Genomic DNA, 17,439 nt, shown 5'->3' on the forward strand with positions numbered 1-17,439 from the left:
CGCCTCGCCCCCTGAATCCGGCCGGCCCGACATGGGCGAGGTCGTGGGCAGCCACGATCTGCTGCTGGTCACCCTGGACACCCTGCGCCACGATGTCGCCGTCGAGCTGGCGGCCGCCGGGCGCATCCCCAACCTGGCCCCGCATCTGCCCGGCGGCGGCTGGGAGGAGCGGCACGCCCCGGGCAGCTTCACCTACGCCTCGCACCAGGCGATGTTCGCCGGATTCCTGCCGACGCCCGCCTCCCCCGGGCCGCACCCGCGGCTGTTCGCGGCGCGGTTCGCGGGCAGTGAGACGACGGCCGACGGCACGTTCGTGTTCGACACCCCGGATCTGGTGTCGGGGCTGGCCGCCGAGGGCTATCGCACGGTGTGCATCGGCGGGGTCGGCTTCTTCAACCGTCAGGGGCCGCTCGGTTCGGTGCTGCCCGGAATGTTTCAGGAGAGCCACTGGGAGCCCGGCTTCGGCGTCGCCTCGCCCACCTCGTTCGAGGAGCAGGTGGCGCGGGCGGAGGAGGTCGTCGCGGCGCTCCCCCGGGAACAGCGGCTGTTCCTCTTCGTCAATGTGTCCGCCCTGCACCAGCCGAACTGGTTCCATCTGCCCGGCGCGACCCGCGAGGCCGGCGACTCCCGGACCACGCACGCGGCGGCCCTGGAGTACGTGGACCGGCACATCGGCCGGCTCTTCGCCGCCGCGAGCAGCCGCCGCCGGTGCTTCGCCATCGTCTGCTCGGACCACGGCACCGCCTACGGCGACGACGGCTACACCGGTCACCGGCTCGGCCACCCGGCCGTCTGGACCGTCCCGTACGCCCACTTCTTCCTCGAACCATCCGCAAGCCCGGAGCCGGAGGCCGCCCGATGACGATCACCGCCGGCACCCCCGCACCGCCCGCCGTCCGGCCGTACGAGAGTTACGTCTACGCCTATCCGCACAAGACGGCCTACCGGCCGCTGGAGGACCGCCCCGCCCTGCGGTCGCTCTGGGCGGCGGAGCCGAAGGACGCGCTCTCCCTCTATCTCCACATACCGTTCTGCGAGGTCCGCTGCGGTTTCTGCAATCTCTTCACCCGGATCGGCGCGCCCGAGGAGCTGACGACGCGCTATCTGGACGCGCTGGACCGGCAGGCCCTGGCAGTGCGGGAGGCGCTGGGCGACGAGGAGCCGGTGCGGTTCGCGGCGGCGGCGTTCGGCGGCGGGACGCCGACGTTCCTCACCGCCGGGGAGCTGGAGCGGCTCTGCGACATGGCCGAGAAGCGGATGGGTGCCGAGCTGAGCGCGGTCCCGCTGTCCGTGGAGACCTCACCGTCCACCGCAACCGCCGACCGGCTGTCGGTGCTGGCCGACCGGGGCACGACGAGGATCAGCATCGGTGTGCAGAGCTTCGTGGACGAGGAGGCCCGGGCCGCCGTCCGTCCGCAGCGCCGCGCCGATGTGGAAGCGGCGCTCGGCCGGATCCGTGACGCCCGGATCCCCGTGCTGAACATCGACCTGATCTACGGCATCGACGGGCAGACCGAGCGCAGCTGGCTCGCCTCGCTGGACGCGGCGCTGGCCTGGCGGCCGGAGGAGCTGTATCTCTATCCGCTGTACGTGCGCCCGCTCACCGGCCTGCACCGCCTCGGTCCGGCCGTGACCGGCCCCAAGGCGCAGGCCCTGGAGGACGCCGCCTGGGACGAGCAGCGGCTGCGGCTGTACGCGGTGGGGCGGGACCATCTGCTGGCGCACGGCTACGAGCAGGTGTCGATGCGGATGTTCCGGCGGTCCGACGCCCCGCGTGAACAGGAGGGCCCGGAGGACTACGCCTGCCAGACCGACGGCATGATCGGCCTGGGCTGCGGGGCCCGTTCGTACACCTCCGCCCTCCACTACTCCTTCGACTACGCGGTGGACATGCGGGAGATCCGGTCGATCATCGACCGTTTCACCACCACCGAGGACTTCTCCCGGGCCGAGGTCGGCCGGTACGTCGACGCGGACGAGGCGCGTCGGCGGCATCTGATGCAGTCGCTGCTCCAGGCGGCGGGGCTGCCGGTGGCGGAGTACCGGGCCCGGTTCGGCACGGATCCGGGCGCGGACTTCCCGGCCGAGCTGGCGGGGTTCGCGCGACGGGGCTGGCTGGACACGTCGGCGCCGGACGGTCTGCTCAGGCTGTCCCCGTCGGGCCTCGCCCACTCCGACGCGCTGGGTCCCGCGCTGTTCTCCCCCGGGGTGCGGGCGGCGATGGCCGCGTACGAGCGGAAGTGAGCCGGACATGGACCTGACGATTCTCTACCGGGGACCGCTCGCCTCCTGCGACTACGACTGCCCCTACTGCCCGTTCGCCAAGCGGCGGGACGGCCGCGCGCAGCTCACGGCGGACCGGGAGGCTCTGGAGCGGTTCACCGGCTGGGCGTCGGCGCAGACGGGCGACCGGCTGTCGGTGCTGTTCACGCCGTGGGGCGAGGGGCTGGTGCGCTCCTGGTACCGGCGGGCGCTGACCGAGCTGTCGCGGCTGCCGCACATCGAGCGGGTCGCGATCCAGACGAACCTGAGCGGACGCACCGACTGGCTGGCGGACGCCGATCCGGAGCGGATCGCGCTCTGGTGCACGTACCACCCGGGACAGACCCCGTATGACCGCTTTCTGAGCAAATGCCAGGCACTGTCCGCGCAGGGCATCCGCTACAGCGTCGGGGTGGTGGGGTTCGACGAGCATCTCGACGAGGCGCGGCGACTGCGGGCGGAGTTGCCGGACGCGGTCTATCTCTGGGTGAACGCCGCCGAGGGGCACACGTACACCGACGAGGAGGCGGCGCGCTGGACGGAGCTGGATCCGCTGTTCCCCTACAGCCGTGATCCGCACCGCTCGGCCGGACTGCCCTGCCGGACGGGCGAGTCGGTGATCTCGGTGGACGGGGACGGCACGGTGCGGCGCTGTCACTTCGTCAAGGCGGAGCTGGGCAATCTCTACGACGGCAGCTACCGCCGGGCGCTCGGCCCGCGGGCGTGTCCGCTCGCCGTGTGCGACTGCCACATCGGCTATGTGCATCTGGAGTCGCTGCCGCTGTACGACGTGTTCGCCGGCGGTGTCCTGGAGCGGATACCGGCCGCCTACGGCACGGGCACGCCGCCGGACGGGCTCGTCGTTCCGAACCCGTCCCGGCGCGCGCTTCCCCTGCTGGAGCCCTGAGCCGGTCCCCTGAGGGGCCTGCTACAGCGGCAGCAGGTCCGGGCGCTTGGCCTCGACGTGGTCGCCGGAGGACTCGCCGCGCAGCCGTCGGCCGATCCAGGGCACCAGGTATTCGCGGGCCCACTGGATGTTGTCACGCCGCTCGTCGAAGGGGCTGCGCTGGGCCTGCGGCGGCCAGGGCTGGTCGGGATCGGCGGGCACCTCGTGGCCGAGGACCTGGGCGGCGCGGAGCGCGACGCGGGTGTGGCCCTCGGGCGACAGGTGCAGCCGGTCGGCGTCCCACGCACGGCGGTCCTGGACGGAGCGCAGCGACCACAGGTCCAGCACGGGGCACTGGTAGCGGTCGGCGATGGCCCGCAGATGGACGTTGTACGTGGCGATCTTGCCGCGCATGTGGCGCAGCACCGGAACGCCCCGGGTGTCGAAGCCGGTGGTGACCATGACCGTGCCGACGGCGTTGCTCAGATCGGCGACGGCCCGCTCGAAGCGCTCGGCGAGATCGTCGGGGTCGGCGCCCGGCCGGATGATGTCGTTGCCGCCTGCGCAGAAGCTGACCAGGTCGGGGGCCAGTTCCTTGGCGCGCGGGACCTGTTCCTCGACGATCTGGTCGAGGAGACGTCCTCGTACGGCGAGATTGGCGTAGCGGAAGTCCCCGTGCGGGGAGTCCTCGTACGGGGCGCCCTCGGGGCCGGCCGGGTCGGGGGCCGGGAGCCGGTCGGCGAGGAGCACCGCGAAGCGGTCCGCCCACCCGACGAAGGTCCCGTCGGGACCGGGGTCGCCGACGCCCTCGGTGAAACTGTCGCCGATCGCCGCGTACGACCCGATGGTGTGCTGCTGGTTGTTTCTCGAATCGTCTGCCACAAGGACTTATCCTGCATCGTCCGATGTGACCTACGCGACCGTAATACGGGGTTGACGGGTGGTGAGATAGACCACCCGGTCAGTTTTCGGTAAACCCGGAATAAAGCGAGGGGCGGTGCGTCGCCGCGCACCGCCCCTCGGACACTTCTCGCCGCCGCTCGGTCAGAGGGAGACGCCGTGCTGACGCAGGTAGGCGATCGGGTCGACGTCCGAACCGTAGCTCGGGCCGGTGCGGACCTCGAAGTGCAGGTGCGGGCCGGTGGAGTTGCCGGTGGAGCCGGAGAGGCCGATCTGCTGGCCGCCGGTGACGGTCTGGCCGACCGAGACGTTCAGCGAGGACTGGTGGGCGTACTGGGAGTACATGCCGTCCTCGTGCTTGATGACGACCTCGTTGCCGTACGAGCCGCTGTTGCCGGCCGAGACGACGGTGCCCGGGCCGATGGCGAGGACGGGGGTGCCGGAGGCGGCCTGGAAGTCCGAGCCGGTGTGGTAGCCGCTGGACCAGCTGGCGCCGGAAGCGCGGTACTGGGTGGTGACGTTGGCGTTGGCCAGCGGGGCGGACCAGCCGGAGCCGGTGGCCTCGGAGGAGCCGGTCTGCGCCGAGGTGCCGGAGCCCTCGGAGTCGTCGGCGGAGATGCTGTCGCCCTTCGGGGCCTCTTCCTTCGGCGCGGCCTTCGGGGCCGGTTCGGCCTTCTTCGGGGCGGCCTTGGGAGCGGCGGACTTCTCGGCCGGGGCAGAGCCCTTGGCGCCGAGGGTCAGCTTCATGCCCGGGTGGATCAGGCTGGGGTTGTCGCCGACGGTGGAGCGGTTGTCCTGGTAGAGCTTCTCCCACCCGCCCTTCAGCTGGTGCTCGGCGGCGATCTTCGACAGGTAGTCGCCGGCGACCACGGCGTACGTCTTGGGGGCGGCCTTCGACGCGGCGGGGGCGGCGGCCGGAGCGGTGTGCGCGGCGACCGAGGCGGCGGCCGGCTTGGCGGCCTGGTCCGCGGCGTTCGCGGCGGTGGCGCCGATGAGCGGGAGGGCGAGTGCGGCGCCGCCGGTCCCTGCCGCAAGGACGCCGCGGGAGATCGGGCCGGACTTCGGACGACGGTGCTTACCCTTTGCGGGCATGGGGAAGTTCCTCTCCGGCGCCTGCGAGGTGAGCTGTCGGGTTCGGGCTGGAGATGCCCGGTCGCGTTGCGGCGACTTCACCCCTAGCCGGTCCGGATCACTCCGGATCGGCGGCTTACCTGGTTCCCCCGCTCCTGCCACACGTGAGTGGGTGGGTGCGAATTCCGGGCGGCGGCAGGATTAGGCGATCCGTCCGGATTGACGGTGACCGTAAACCGGTCAGGACGGGCGGAACAAGCCATCGGTTGCGCCGCGGAATCATCGATTCGATATCGCTCCGGATTTCCCGTCACACTCCGTGGATCACGGATCTTGGATTTCCGTACGGGTAACGGGAATGCCCGACGGCGCGGTCACCACGGACCGTCACGGATATGATCCCGCTCACCTCCTGAATCTCATCTCCCCCATTAGCGGGGCATGTTCTGCGAAATGCACCAATACGGACATGCCGCGAGCGGCACGGCTGACGCCGGGTCAGCCCGGCCTCCCCGGCACCCGTCGCCGGGGAGGCAACCGTGATGATTTTCCGTCGATCCGATGTCGTATCGTCACGGGAGCGCCCTCGCCGGAGAGCCGCGCCGACGCCCGAGATCCCAGGAGCCCCCGTGACACAGCAGGTGCCGCAGGTCCCGCCGACAGAGACCGTGCTGACCGGAGTCCGTAACTTCCGCGATGTGGGCGGGCTCCCCACGACGGACGGGCGGCGCACCGCCTTCGGTCGGCTCTACCGCAGCGGCCACCTGGCGCACGCCACCGCCGAGGACGCGGCCTTCCTCGGCGGACTGGGGCTGCACACGATCTTCGACTTCCGCCACTCCGCCGACCACCGGCTCGACGGGTTCGACATCGAGCTGACCGGTGTCCGCAATGTCAGCATTCCGCTCTCGGACCCGGCCGACGGCGCGGAGTTCTGGCGGCTGGTGGGCAGCGGGAACATCGAGCAGCTGCGTTCGGTCCTCTCGGGCGGCAAGGGCGTCGACCGCATGATCCGGATGTACCGCGCGACGATCGAGGACCGCACCGCCGAGCACAGCCGGGTCCTGCACGCCCTGGCCGAGGACAGCATCCCGGCGCTGATGCACTGCGCGGCGGGAAAGGACCGGGCCGGACTCTCGATCGCGGTCGCCCTGCTCGCGGTCGGCGTCCTGCCGGAGGCGATCGAGGAGGACTACCTCAAGTCCAACGACCTCCACCGCCGGTACAAGGTGAAGCGTTCCGATCCCTCCGGGGCCGGCATGTCGCCCGAGGTGCTGGAGCTGCTGGACCCGCTGTTCGGGGCGCGGCCCGCCTATCTCGCGGCGGCCTTCGCGGCCATCGAGGAGAACTGGGGAACGACGGACCGCTATCTGTCCGAGGGGCTGAAGATCTCCCCCGAGACCCGGGAGCGTCTGCGGGAGCGGCTGCTCGACGAGGGCTGACCCCTCCGGCAACCGTTCGCCCCCGGGCGGCGCGTCACTTGCTCCCGGCCACCACGAAGAGCAGGTAGAGGAAGGCCGCGACGACATGGCCCGCCACCAGATAGGCGAAGAGCCGGATGATGACGCCCCGCGGCATCCGCTTCTCCTGCGGGTCCTCGTTCGGCCGGCGTCCGGGGCCCAGCGGGTCGTAGTGCTCGGAATCGGACATGACGGTCCTCTCTGTCGGCCTCGCGGCCGGTGGAGTGAAGGGTGGGGCCGGCGGGAACGGCCGGTCAGCGCGGGTGCAGTCCGCTGCCCAGACAGAGCTCGGCGGCGGGACTCTGCAGCAGGGAGTGGACGAAGAGCAGCTCCGCGCCGCAGCGGTCGACGGCCGCGATCCGGTGCGGGGTGAGCGAGTCGAAGTGGGCGCTGTCGCCGGGTTCGAGGTCGTGGACGGTGTCGCCGAGCCCGACCCGCAGCCGGCCCTCCAGGACGTACAGCCACTCCTCACCGGGGTGGACCCGGACCAGGTCGCCCTGGGCGCCGTACGGGACGCGCACCCGCAGCGCCTGCATCGCGCGGCCGGAGCCGCCCGCCTGCCGGTACATCCAGCCGTCGGCCTCCGTCCCCTCGAAGCCGCCGCCGCGGATGATCGCGTCCCGTTCGGGCGGCTGCTCGCCGAGCAACTCGGAGACCGTCGTACCGTAGATGCGGGCGAGTCCCAGCAGCATGGGCAGCGAGGGCTGCCGCCTGCCGGTCTCCAGCCGGGAGAGATGGGCCGGGGAGAGCCCGGCCCGCTGGGCCGCGGTCTCCAGGGTGAGGCCGCGGGCACGGCGCAGATCGCGCAGTCGGGGTGCGACGCCGGGGAGCTCGTCCGGCGCCCCTTCGTCCGGAGGGTTCATGCCTCTATTGGGCCAGGACTTTTCCTCTGAGGCAAATAACTTGCCTCAGAGGCAAAGCCCGGGGTCAGCGGTTGGCCACAGCCTGCTTGACCAGCGTCCGGCCGAAGTCCCACATCAGCCCGCCGCCGCTGTGCGCGTCCTCCATGACGGAGGTGAACGCCTCCACGAACCGGTCCACCTCCGCGTCCCCGATGACCAGCGGCGGGATCAGCTTGATCACTTCCAGGTGGTCGCCGGAGACCTGGGTGAGGATGCGGTGCTTCTGGAGCAGCGGCACCACGACCATCTGGGCGAAGAGGCCCCTGCGGGCCGCCTGGAGCATGGTCCAGCGGCTGCGGAGCTTCAGCGAGGTGGGCCTGCCGAACTCGATGCCGATCATCAGCCCGCGGCCGCGCACCTCGTGCAGCAGTTCGTAGCGGCCCACCAGGGCGGCCAGCCGCTCGCGCAGCAGATCACCGGTCCGCCGGGCGTTCGCAACGGTCTCCTCGTCCTCCATCACCGTCAGGACGGCGAGCCCGGCCGCCATCGCCTGGGCGTTGGAACCGAAGCTCGCGGAGTGGACGAGGACCCGGTCCATCGAGGAGTAGACCTTGCGGAAGATCCAGTCCTTGCCGATGGTCGCACCGACCGGCACATAGCCGCCGGAGAGGGCCTTGGCCACGCAGACCAGATCGGGCTCCACCCCCTCCTCGTGCTGGTAGGCGTAGAAGTCCCCGGTGCGGCCGAGACCCGTCTGGACCTCGTCGGCGATCAGGAGCGCCTTGTGCCGGTGCAGCAGCTCCTGGGCCTCGCGCAGATAGCCGGGCGGCGCGGCGTGGACGCCCTTGCCCTGGATCGGCTCGACGACCAGGGCCGCGACGTCGCCCCGCTTCAGCTCGCGGCGCAGCGCGTCGAGGTCGCCGAGCGGGACGGCCGTGTCGGGGAGCAGCGGGGCGAAGCCGTCACGGAAGCCGCTCTCCCCGTTGACCGAGAGGGATCCCGTGGTGAGGCCGTGGAAGGCATGGTCGCAGTAGAGGACCCTGGGCTTCCCCGTGGCGTACCGGGCGAACTTGAGCGCCGTCTCGACCGCTTCCGTGCCGCTGTTGCCGAAGAAGACGCGGTCCAGGTGCGGGCTGTGGGTCAGCAGCTTCTCGGCCAGCAGTCCGGGCAGCGGCTGGCAGTCGAAGCGGGTCAGGTCGGCGAGCTGGGCGTCGAGCACGTCATGGAGGGCCTTGCGGACGACCGGGTGGTGCCGGCCGATCCCCATGACGCCGAACCCGGCGAGCATGTCGAGGTAGTCGTTGCCCTCCGCGTCCCAGAAGTACGCGCCCTCGGCCCGCTCGTAGACCTTGTCGAAGCCGATGGTGTGCAGCATGCGCGGCAACTGGTGGTTGAGGTGCCGCGCATGCAGCTCGTACCGTTCGGCCCCGCGCTCGGCCAGGAGCCGTCCCAGGTCGAAGCCGCCCGGCCCGCCGTCCGTCACCGGTTGCCGCCCACGCTCTCCCGTGCCGCGCGCAGGGACTCCTTGAGCGATCCCATGGTGGCGAGCACGGCGGTGGGCTCGTAGCCGCAGTGCGCCATGCAGTTGGCGCAGCGCGGGTCCTTGCCCCGGCCGTACTTCTCCCAGTCGGTCTCCTCGATGAGCTGACGGTACGTCGGTACGTAGCCGTCGCTCATCAGGTAGCAGGGGCGCTGCCAGCCGAAGAGCGAGTAGTTCGGGATCGCCCAGGCGGTGCACGGGAAGTCCGCCTTGCCCTCCAGGAAGTCCAGGAAGAGCGGCGAGTGGTTGAGCCGCCAGCGGGCCCGGTTGCCGCCCGCGAAGGCCTTCTTGAACAGTTCGCGGGTCTGCTCGACGCCGAGGAAGTGCTCCTGGTCGGGGGCCTTCTCGTAGGCGTAGGCGGGCGAGATCATCATTTCGTCGACGTGCAGGTCGTCGTTGAGGTAGTTGAGGACCTCGATGATGGTCTGCGGGGTGTCGGTGTTGAAGAAGGTGGAGTTGGTGGTGACGCGGAAGCCGCGCCGCTTGGCCTCCTTCATCGCGGCGACGGCCTCGTCGAAGACGCCTTCCTTGGCGACCGACTCGTCGTGCCGCTCGCGCAGCCCGTCGATGTGCACGGCGAAGGCGAAGTACGGGGACGGGGTGAACTTGTCGAGCTTCTTCCGCATCAGCATCGCGTTGGTGCAGAGGAAGACGTACTTCTTCCGGGCGACGAGCTGGCGCACGATCTCGTCGATCTGCGGATGCATCAGCGGCTCACCACCGGCGATGGACACCATGGGGGCCCCGGATTCGAGCACCGCGCCCACCGCCTGGGCGACCGGCATGCGCTGCTTCAGGACACCGGCCGGGTGCTGGATCTTGCCGCATCCCTCGCAGGCGAGGTTGCAGGCGAACAACGGCTCCAGCTCGACGATCAGCGGGAACTTCTCACGCTTGCGGAGCTTCTGTTCGAAGAGATACGTCGCAACCTTGATGGTCTGGCGGAGCGGCATGGCCATCTAGCTCACCTCCTGGGGAGCAGTAAAGATCGGTGCCATTCATAGAAAGCCGGAAGGACGGCACGAAGTACGCGGAACGCCGATATTCCACCGCGGACCGTGCCGATACGGACGAGCTCATGCTCAGGAGCGTCCACGACCACCCGGACGGCCGCAACCGGGCGCGGTCCGTGACACAGGGCGGTACGCAGTGTCGCGGCGGACTCCATGTCGACCGCGATGGCCCCGCTCGCCCGCAGCGCGGCCCGCTCGGGCCCCCGTACGACGTGGTCGGAGCCGGTCAGCGGGCCGGTGTGGACCCTGCGGCCGGGGAGGGCGCGGGTGAGGGCGGCGACCAGGACGCCGGTGCCCGTGCAGGGGGTGGTGCCGTCCGCGTCCCGGGTCTCCTCGGCGACGACGAGGTCCCCGGGGTGCATCCCCGGGGCGAGTCCGGCGCAGAAGCCGGAGGCGATCACGGCGGCGTCGGGGAGCCCTCCGGGGCCGAGGAGGCGCGCCACGGCCGCCTCCGCCGCCCGGGGGCCCATTCCGGTGCGCAGCACCCGGACCGGGCCCGGGGCGCCCCTGCCGCTGCGCAGGGCCACCTGCTCGATGCCGAGGGCGCAGGCGACCAGCAGCGGCGTCACGGGGCTCCCGGGCCCCCGCGGACCGCTCATCAGGCCTCCTCGGCGGCGTCCGGGCGGTCCGCGAACGGGTCGCCGTACACATAGCGCCCGAGTGCGGTGAGGGGGAAGACCTGGCGGTAGAGGTGGTAGTTGATCGAGAAGTCCCAGGGGAATCCGGTGCCGGTGAAATACGGCTCGTCCCAGGAGCCGTCGGCCTGCTGCGCCTCGGTCAGCCAGGTGACGCCCCGGGTGACGGAGGCGGTGTCCCGGCGTCCCGCGGCGAGGAGGGCGAGCAGCGCCCAGGCGGTCTGGGAGGCGGTGGACTCACCGTGCCCGATCCACTTCTCCTCCTGGTAGGAGCGCAGGTCCTCGCCCCAGCCGCCGTCGTCGTTCTGGACGGACTCCAGCCAGTCGACGGCGCGGCGGATCGCGGGGTGTCCCGCGGGCAGTCCGGCGGTGATCAGGGCGGGCACCACGGACCCGGTGCCGTAGACGTAGTTGACGCCCCAGCGGCCGAACCAGGCGCCGCACGCCTCCTGTTCGGCGAGCAGCCACTCGATGCCCTCGCGGGTACGGGGGTGGTTGGCGAGCCCCTCGACGGCGAGCATCTCCACGACATGGCCGGTGACGTCGGCCGACGGGGGGTCGATGACCTCGCCGAAGTCGCAGAAGGGCAGCCGGTTGGGGAAGGGGCTGGTGTTGTCGGCGTCGAACGCTCCCCAGGCTCCGTTGCGGGACTGCATTCCGAGGTTCCAGCGGACCCCGCGGGCGATGGCGGACTCCAGCCGGGCGGGGTCGGGGTGGCGCACCCGGCGCAGCGCCAGGACGACTTCGGCGGTGTCGTCGATGTCCGGGTAGTTGTCGTTGTGGAACTCGAACGCCCAGCCGCCCGGGGGCAGTTCGGGTTTGCGGACCGACCAGTCGCCGGGTCTGGTGATCTCCTCGGCGAGCATCCAGTCGGCCGCCTTCACCAGGGCGGGGTGGTCGGGTCTGAGCCCGGCGTCGGCCAGCGCGATGGTGGCCAGGCAGGTGTCCCAGACGGGCGACTGGCAGGCCTCGATCATGCGGGCGCCGTCCTCGCGGTGGACGGCGAACCGGTCGAGGGAGGCCAGGCCGGCCTTCATCACCGGGTGGTCGAGATCGTAGCCGAGGAGGTGCAGAGCGATGACCGAGTAGACGGCCGGCGGCTGGATCCCGCCCCAGCAGCCGTCGTTCTCCTGGCGTTCGATGATCCAGCGGGCGGCCACGTTCATCGCGATACGGCGCAGCGGGCGCGGGGCGACCTTGTGGTAGAGGTGCAGCCCTTTGTCGAGGCGCTGGAAGAGTCCGTCCCAACTGGTGGGCGGGGCAAGCTTCCTGGGCGGGTTGGGGTGGTCCGGGTCGGTGTGCAGCTCGTCCAGGGCGAAGGGCGCGGGGCGTACGGGGCGCTTCGCGGAGACGATGGTGAGCGGCACGATGGTCTGCCGGGCCCAGCAGCCGAAGTCGTAGATGTTGAGCGGGACCCACTTGGGGAAGAACATCAGCTCGGGCGGGAGTTCGGGGAGGTCGTCCCACTTCCACCAGCCGAACAGAGCCAGCCAGATGCGGGTGAAGACGCGGGCGGCGGCGATGCCGCCCTGGTCCCGGATCCAGCCGGAGGCGCGGGCCATGTGCGGCTCGTCGGGTCGGTCCCCGGCCAGCCGCAGGGCGACGTACGCCTCGATCGTGGCGGAGAGGTCGCCGGGTCCGCCGTAGAAGGTGTTCCAGGTGCCGTCACCGAGCTGTTCGCCGCGGATGAAAAGGGCCGCGGCCCGGGTGGTCCCGGGGTCCTGGATACCGAGGAACTGACGCAGGAGCAGGTCCTCGGCGTCCATCGTGACGTTGGTGGCGAGGTCGCCCTTCCACCAGCCCTGCTCGTCCTGTCTGCCGAGGAGGTGCTTCACGGAGCGTTCCGCGGCCTGCCGCGCGACGTCGGTGACATCCTCGGCGGCGGTTCTCGTGTCGGTCGGATCGTCGGCGGGGGACCCGGTGATGTTCGCGGCCCCGGTCGATCCGTCGGTCGTCGCTGTCATGAGCTTCCCCTTACGTGCAGTCGGTTCTCTGCTGTGCTGGGGTCTCCGTCGGCCGGCGCCCTGGTGAGGGCGCCGGCCGGCGACTGCGAGTCATATGGAGAAAGTGATCATCTCTTTCGTACCACCACGAAGTCGGCGAGCTCGGTGAGCTGCTCCCGCACCCGGTGGGGCATGTCGACGGCGTGCAGCGCCTCGATGGCGATCGCGTGCTGACGGCGGGCCTCCTGGGCGGTCCACTCGCGGCCGCCCGCCTCCTCGATGAGCGCCGCGCGGGCGGCGAACTCCTCTTCGGAGAAGCTGTCGAAGTCGTTGCTCTTGGCGTCGGCGGCGAGCAGTTCGCCCAGGCGCTCGGAGGCCTCGCCGCCCGCGGCGAGCGCGGCGACGACCGGCAGGGACTTCTTGCGCTGGCGCAGGTCGCTCCAGGTCTGCTTGCCGGTGGACTCCGGGTCGCCCCAGATGCCGAGCAGGTCGTCGACGGCCTGGAAGGCGAGGCCGAGGTGGTAGCCGTACGCCTCCAGGGTGTCGGCGGTGCGGTCGTCGGCGCCGCCGAGCACCGCGCCGATGGAGACGGCGCAGGCCAGCAGGGCGCCGGTCTTGTTTCCCTCCATCTCCAGGCATTCCTCGACGGTGACCCGCTCGCGGTGCTCGTAGGAGATGTCCTGGGCCTGCCCGTCGATGAGCTTGCGGGAGGCGGTGGTCAGTCGGCGGGCCGCGCGGCCCGCCTCGACCGTGCCGAGCTCCAGCAGCAGGTCGTAGGCGAGGGCGAAGAGCGCGTCGCCGACCAGGATCGCCTGGGCGGGGCCGTGCACCTTCCATACGGTGTCGCGGTGGCGGCGCTGTTCGTCGCCGTCCATCAGGTCGTCATGCAGCAGCGAGAAGTTGTGCACGAGTTCGACGGCCACGGCGCCGGGGATACCGGCCTCGGCCGGGGCGCCCGCCGCCTCGGCGGACAGCAGGGCGAGCGCGGGGCGTACGGCCTTGCCGCCGTCGCCGTCCGAGGGCCTGCCCTCGGCGTCGATCCAGCCGAAGTGGTACGCGGCGACGGTGTCCATGGGCGGCGCGAGCCGGTCCACGGCAGCCCGCAGGACCGGCGCTGACAGGGCTCGTCCGCGCTCCAGAAGCGCGGTGACGTCCGCGGTGTCAGCCACGGTGTCGTAAGCCGGATTCGCCGGGGTCACAGACTCTCCTCTTGTTCCGGTGGTACTGCTCATGCCGCCTCCTGCAGCGGATGTCCTGGGGGGCGGCCGAGGTCATGGAGGGCCGCGTCGGCGGCGGCGCCGCCGCTGCGCACGGCACCCTCCATCGTCGCGGGCCAGCCGGTGTCGGTCCAGGCCCCGGCCAGCTGGAGGCCGGGCAGCCGGGTGCGGGGGCCGGGGCGCAGCCGCCCGACGCCCGGGGCGGGCGCGAAGGTGGCGGTGCGCTCCCGGGTGACGAAGAAGTCGCGGATGCCCGCGCCGCGGGCGGCGGGCAGCAGCCGCTCCAGCTCGGGCAGGTAGCGGGAGCGCAGTTCGGCGACGGGAAGGTCGATCTCGGCCTGTGCGGCCGACTGCGAGACCGCCAGATACTGCCCGGGGCCCTTGAGGCCCGAGGAGTGGGTGCGGTCGAAGACCCACTGGACCGGGGAGCCGATCGCGGCGAAGAACGGCCTGCGGAGCACCTTGCGGTCGTAGATGACGTGCACGTTGAGGATCGGCGCGTTGTCGATGTCGAGCAGCAGCTCCGGCTCGTCCAGCGCGCCCGGGGGCAGCAGGTCGTGGGTCTCGGTCTGCGGCACGGCCAGCACGACGGTGTCGGCGGTGATCCGCTCCCCCGCCCTCTCGACACTCCAGCGGCCGTCCTCGGTGCGGGTGAGGGAGCCGACCTTGGCGCGCAGTTCGGTGCGGACGCCCGCGGTGTCCAGGGCCTTGCGGGCGAGGGTGTCGTGCAGGTCGCCGAGGGGGACGGTCGCCCAGCCGATGTCGGCGGCGCCGGGGTCGGAGAGCAGGCCGGTCTTGAAGACCTTCGCCGCGAGCGCCATGGAGGCGTCCGGGGCGGTGGCGTTCAGGGTGGCGACGCCGACGAGGTCCCAGAGCGCCTCGATGGCGCGCTCGGACTGGCCGTGCCGGCGCAGCCAGCCGGCGAAGTCGATCCGGTCCAGCTCGGGGTCGGCGGGGTCGAGCCGGCCGAGCGCCAGGGCGGCCCGTCCCACGGCGGCCTTCTCGGCGAGCGAGAGGTGCGGATAGGCGGCGAGGCCCCCTGCCAGGTGCAGCGGTACGGGCAGGGCGGTGCGGCGGATCCGTCCCAGGCGCGGCCCGGCGGCCCGGCCGACGTCCAGCACGGGCACGTCCAGACGGTCCTGGAGCGGGGCCAGGTGCGCGGCGTCGATGCGGTCGAGGAACCAGCGGTAGCCGGTGCAGCAGCGCAGGTAGACGTGCTGGCCGTTGTCGACGGTGAGGTCGCCGCGCTGGAAGGAGAAGGCGAGGCCGCCCAGGCGGGGCCGGCCTTCCAGGAGGGTCACGTCGAGTCCGGCATCGGCGAGGCGGAGGGCCGCCGTCACCCCGGCGAGGCCACCGCCGACGACGACGCCGACGGGGCGCTCGCTCTCGTCGCTCATGCCTGCCCCTCCCGCCGGGTCGTGGCTGTCTGCCGGGTCCTGACCCTGCAGATCGTCGCAGTCGGTGACGCGTCGGGCCACCGGAGGGTTGCCCCGGGGCCGGAGCCGCACAGCCGCATCAGGCTCGCCCCCTGGCGGTGAGTCGCGAGATGTGGCGGGCGTCGAGGCCGGACAGGCCACGCACCGCAACGTAGGCCTTCTCGTGGCCGGGCAGGGAGACCCGGCCGCGCAGGACGGCCTCGGGGTCGCGCTCGATCCGGTCGAGAAGGCGGCGGTAGATCCCGGCCATCGCGGCGACGCAGGCGCCGCTGCGGCGGTCGAGCATCGGCAGCAGCCGGTAGCCCTCGGCGAACAGGGCGCGGGCGCGGCGGACCTCGAAGTGGATGAGACCGGCGAAGTCGGACCCGGGGGGCGGGGTGGCCCGGTGGAACCCTGCCGAGCAGCCGAATTTGGCCAGGTCGTCCGCGGGCAGGTAGGTGCGCCCGTTGCCCGCGTCCTCGCGGACGTCGCGCAGGATGTTGGTGAGCTGGAGGGCGAGGCCGAGGGTGTCGGCGTACTCCGCGGCGCACTCGGCCCCGCGGGCGCCCGGAGCGGTGCCGAAGACGCCGAGGCTGAGGCGTCCGATGGCTCCGGCGACGCACCGGCAGTAGGCCTTGAGGTCGTCCCAGGTCTCGTAGGTCGCCCCGCGTACGTCCATCAGGACGCCGTCGATGAGCTCGTCGAGGCCGCCGAGCGGGAGCGGGAAGCGGCGGGCGGCGTCGGCGAGCGCGACGGCCACCGGGTCGGTGTCGTCCTCCTCGACCTTGCCGTGCCGGACCCGGTCGAGCAGCTCGCGGGTGCTCTCCAGCCGGGTCCGCTTGGTCCCCGCGTCCAGCTCCCCGTCGCCGATGTCGTCGACCCGACGGGAGAAGGCGTACAGCGCCGACATGGCCTGCCGCTTCTCGTACGGCAGCAGCCTGATGCCGTAGGCGAAGTTACGGGCCTGCTGTCCGGTGACGGCTTCGCAGTAACTGTATGCGGCCTGCACCGGCGGCGACATGTACGTCGTCTGTCCCTCCACGGTCCGGCTCACCTCTCTCCACGCGCTCTTCGCAAGACGGTTCCCACTTCACGCAGCAGGCTGGGCTTGGTGGCCTTGGGCGGTCCGGGCAGGACGTCGAACCCGGCGGCCGAGATCGCCGTGAGCGCGCTGCGGCCGCCCCCGACGAATCCGGCGAGGAGCAGTTTCAGCCTGCCGTCGACGCTGCCCACCAGCGGGGGGCCCTCGTCCAACAGGTCGCTCGCGCGCTGCGCCTCGTACGCGATCAGGGCGCGGACGGAGGCTCCGGCGGAGGGCGCGGCCAGGTCGGATTCGGTGACCCGGAAGCGCTCCATGTCCTCGGCGGGCAGATAGATCCGGTCGCGTTCCAGGTCCTCGGCGACGTCCTGGAGGTGCTCGACGATCTGGAGTGCGGTGCAGACCGCGTCGGAGCGGCGGACGCGTTCGGGGCTGGTGGTGCCGGTGAGGGCGAGGACCAGGCGGCCGACGGGGTTCGCGGAGAGCTCGCAGTAGGCGGCGAGCTCGGCGTAGGTGCCGTAGCGGCGTACCTTCTGGTCCTGGCGGTTCGCCTCGATCAGACCGAGGAAGGGGTCGGGGGTGAGCGCGCGGCGCCGCGCGGTGGGGCGCAGGTTGCGCAGCAGGGGGTGGTGCGGCTCCTCGCCGGTGGCGGCGAAGACCCGGCGTAGGTCGGTCTCCAGGGCGTCGAGCATGGCGAGGCGGTCCTCGCTCTGCTCCGGCTCCAGGCCGAGGTGGCGGGCGTCCGCGCCGCCGGGGACGAGGTCGCCGTCGCCGATGTCGTCGACGAGCCGGGCGAATCCGTAGACCGCCATCAGGTCGCCGCGCCAGGCGCGGGGCAGGAAGAAGGGCGCCACGGGGAAGTTCTCGTCCGCGGCCTTGCCGAGGGTGGCGTCGCCGGTGCGCGCCGCGGGGGTCGAGGTCACTGCGGACCACCCGGCGCGGGGACGGCGAAACCACGTCGGAGCTGGAGATCTTCCGTCATTGCCGTCACATCTCCCGTTCTACACTGCTGACCCAAAACAACCCTTTTCGGACACGCCGCCCAGCCTTCCGAGTGCACTGCGGCAGAGCGTCGGTGGAGCGGCGTATCGCCCTACTTGCCATGAATCAGCACCGCTCCAGCTTACGTCGTACAGCTCACAGGGGGTCGGCGGGGTGGAGCGCCCGCGACCGCGTCCCGGCGGTACCTGTCAACCTTCCCCGCGCACGGCTGACT

General features: G+C 71.7%; 16 protein-coding genes and 1 riboswitch. Of the genes, 4 read left to right on the forward strand and 12 right to left on the reverse strand.

The window, feature by feature from the left end:
- Window positions 1–31: 31 nt before the first annotated feature.
- Genes D3105_RS01810 through D3105_RS01820 form a run of 3 tightly spaced genes read left to right on the forward strand, consistent with a single transcriptional unit; the run spans window position 32 to window position 3,169 of the window.
- Window positions 32–862 carry an STM4013/SEN3800 family hydrolase gene (locus tag D3105_RS01810; protein WP_118899297.1) on the forward strand — a complete coding sequence of 277 codons (831 nt, stop codon included), beginning with the start codon at window positions 32–34 and terminating at the stop codon, window positions 860–862.
- On the forward strand, window positions 859–2,244 hold the full coding sequence (locus D3105_RS01815; RefSeq protein WP_118899299.1) for an STM4012 family radical SAM protein: 1,386 nt from the start codon (window positions 859–861) through the stop codon (window positions 2,242–2,244). Before D3105_RS01810 ends, D3105_RS01815 begins: the two co-directional genes overlap by 4 nt.
- A gap of 7 nt (window positions 2,245–2,251) precedes the next feature.
- Window positions 2,252–3,169, forward strand: a complete 918-nt coding sequence (locus tag D3105_RS01820) for an STM4011 family radical SAM protein (RefSeq protein WP_118899301.1) — start codon at window positions 2,252–2,254, stop codon at window positions 3,167–3,169.
- Window positions 3,170–3,190: 21 nt separating this feature from the next.
- Here D3105_RS01820 and D3105_RS01825 read toward each other — a convergent pair whose 3' ends face one another.
- Window positions 3,191–4,030: an SGNH/GDSL hydrolase family protein gene (locus D3105_RS01825; RefSeq protein WP_118899303.1), complete on the reverse strand. Its 840-nt coding sequence runs from the start codon at window positions 4,028–4,030 to the stop codon at window positions 3,191–3,193.
- Window positions 4,031–4,192: 162 nt separating this feature from the next.
- Window positions 4,193–5,140, reverse strand: a complete 948-nt coding sequence (locus D3105_RS01830; protein ID WP_118899306.1) for a M23 family metallopeptidase — start codon at window positions 5,138–5,140, stop codon at window positions 4,193–4,195.
- A 3-nt stretch (window positions 5,141–5,143) separates the two neighbouring features.
- Window positions 5,144–5,304, reverse strand: a riboswitch (cyclic di-AMP (ydaO/yuaA leader).
- A gap of 444 nt (window positions 5,305–5,748) precedes the next feature.
- Between D3105_RS01830 and D3105_RS01835 the strand changes: the two genes are divergently transcribed.
- The gene (locus tag D3105_RS01835; protein ID WP_118899309.1) at window positions 5,749–6,561 is read left to right on the forward strand and encodes a tyrosine-protein phosphatase; all 813 of its coding nucleotides are present in this window, start codon (window positions 5,749–5,751) and stop codon (window positions 6,559–6,561) included.
- Window positions 6,562–6,595: 34 nt separating this feature from the next.
- On the opposite strand, the gene D3105_RS34420 is transcribed toward D3105_RS01835, so the two are convergent.
- The 10 genes from D3105_RS34420 to hpnC all read right to left on the reverse strand — a co-directional run bounded on the left by D3105_RS34420 (window position 6,596) and on the right by hpnC (window position 17,146).
- The gene (locus D3105_RS34420) at window positions 6,596–6,769 is read right to left on the reverse strand and encodes a DUF6126 family protein (protein WP_165890947.1); all 174 of its coding nucleotides are present in this window, start codon (window positions 6,767–6,769) and stop codon (window positions 6,596–6,598) included.
- A gap of 64 nt (window positions 6,770–6,833) precedes the next feature.
- Complete coding sequence (locus tag D3105_RS01840) at window positions 6,834–7,442, reverse strand: helix-turn-helix domain-containing protein (RefSeq protein WP_118899311.1); 609 nt, start codon at window positions 7,440–7,442, stop codon at window positions 6,834–6,836.
- 64 nt (window positions 7,443–7,506) lie between these two features.
- Window positions 7,507–8,904: an aspartate aminotransferase family protein gene (locus tag D3105_RS01845; RefSeq protein ID WP_118899313.1), complete on the reverse strand. Its 1,398-nt coding sequence runs from the start codon at window positions 8,902–8,904 to the stop codon at window positions 7,507–7,509.
- Complete coding sequence (gene hpnH / locus D3105_RS01850; RefSeq protein WP_118899315.1) at window positions 8,901–9,920, reverse strand: adenosyl-hopene transferase HpnH; 1,020 nt, start codon at window positions 9,918–9,920, stop codon at window positions 8,901–8,903. The genes D3105_RS01845 and hpnH overlap by 4 nt, the downstream gene beginning before the upstream one ends.
- Before the next feature lie 5 nt (window positions 9,921–9,925).
- Entirely contained in the window at window positions 9,926–10,573 is a 648-nt protein-coding gene (locus D3105_RS01855) for a 1-hydroxy-2-methyl-2-butenyl 4-diphosphate reductase (RefSeq protein ID WP_118899317.1), read from the reverse strand.
- Complete coding sequence (gene shc / locus D3105_RS01860) at window positions 10,573–12,573, reverse strand: squalene--hopene cyclase (protein WP_118899320.1); 2,001 nt, start codon at window positions 12,571–12,573, stop codon at window positions 10,573–10,575. Before shc ends, D3105_RS01855 begins: the two co-directional genes overlap by 1 nt.
- Before the next feature lie 107 nt (window positions 12,574–12,680).
- Window positions 12,681–13,784 (reverse strand): polyprenyl synthetase family protein, encoded by a 1,104-nt coding sequence (locus D3105_RS01865; RefSeq protein WP_206272613.1) that lies wholly within the window; start codon window positions 13,782–13,784, stop codon window positions 12,681–12,683.
- The gene (hpnE, locus tag D3105_RS01870; protein WP_118899324.1) at window positions 13,781–15,166 is read right to left on the reverse strand and encodes a hydroxysqualene dehydroxylase HpnE; all 1,386 of its coding nucleotides are present in this window, start codon (window positions 15,164–15,166) and stop codon (window positions 13,781–13,783) included. The genes D3105_RS01865 and hpnE overlap by 4 nt, the downstream gene beginning before the upstream one ends.
- A gap of 118 nt (window positions 15,167–15,284) precedes the next feature.
- On the reverse strand, window positions 15,285–16,205 hold the full coding sequence (hpnD, locus tag D3105_RS01875; protein WP_206272615.1) for a presqualene diphosphate synthase HpnD: 921 nt from the start codon (window positions 16,203–16,205) through the stop codon (window positions 15,285–15,287).
- 29 nt (window positions 16,206–16,234) lie between these two features.
- Window positions 16,235–17,146, reverse strand: a complete 912-nt coding sequence (hpnC, locus tag D3105_RS01880; RefSeq protein ID WP_118899326.1) for a squalene synthase HpnC — start codon at window positions 17,144–17,146, stop codon at window positions 16,235–16,237.
- Window positions 17,147–17,439: the final 293 nt, after the last annotated feature.

Origin of the sequence: Streptomyces globisporus (genome assembly GCF_003501885.1) — a bacterium.
Lineage (GTDB): Bacteria > Actinomycetota > Actinomycetes > Streptomycetales > Streptomycetaceae > Streptomyces > Streptomyces globisporus_D.

Excerpts from the sequence above, each read along its gene's own strand:
- hpnD (WP_206272615.1), bottom strand. The coding sequence starts at position 16,205 with ATGTCGCCGCCGGTGCAGGCCGCATACAGTTACTGCGAAGCCGTCACC.
- hpnE (WP_118899324.1), bottom strand. The coding sequence starts at position 15,166 with ATGAGCGACGAGAGCGAGCGCCCCGTCGGCGTCGTCGTCGGCGGTGGC.
- D3105_RS01830 (WP_118899306.1), bottom strand. The coding sequence starts at position 5,140 with ATGCCCGCAAAGGGTAAGCACCGTCGTCCGAAGTCCGGCCCGATCTCC.
- D3105_RS34420 (WP_165890947.1), bottom strand. The coding sequence starts at position 6,769 with ATGTCCGATTCCGAGCACTACGACCCGCTGGGCCCCGGACGCCGGCCG.
- D3105_RS01815 (WP_118899299.1), top strand. The coding sequence starts at position 859 with ATGACGATCACCGCCGGCACCCCCGCACCGCCCGCCGTCCGGCCGTAC.
- D3105_RS01810 (WP_118899297.1), top strand. The coding sequence starts at position 32 with ATGGGCGAGGTCGTGGGCAGCCACGATCTGCTGCTGGTCACCCTGGAC.
- hpnH (WP_118899315.1), bottom strand. The coding sequence starts at position 9,920 with ATGGCCATGCCGCTCCGCCAGACCATCAAGGTTGCGACGTATCTCTTC.
- D3105_RS01855 (WP_118899317.1), bottom strand. The coding sequence starts at position 10,573 with ATGAGCGGTCCGCGGGGGCCCGGGAGCCCCGTGACGCCGCTGCTGGTC.
- D3105_RS01865 (WP_206272613.1), bottom strand. The coding sequence starts at position 13,784 with ATGAGCAGTACCACCGGAACAAGAGGAGAGTCTGTGACCCCGGCGAAT.
- D3105_RS01820 (WP_118899301.1), top strand. The coding sequence starts at position 2,252 with ATGGACCTGACGATTCTCTACCGGGGACCGCTCGCCTCCTGCGACTAC.
- shc (WP_118899320.1), bottom strand. The coding sequence starts at position 12,573 with ATGACAGCGACGACCGACGGATCGACCGGGGCCGCGAACATCACCGGG.
- D3105_RS01840 (WP_118899311.1), bottom strand. The coding sequence starts at position 7,442 with ATGAACCCTCCGGACGAAGGGGCGCCGGACGAGCTCCCCGGCGTCGCA.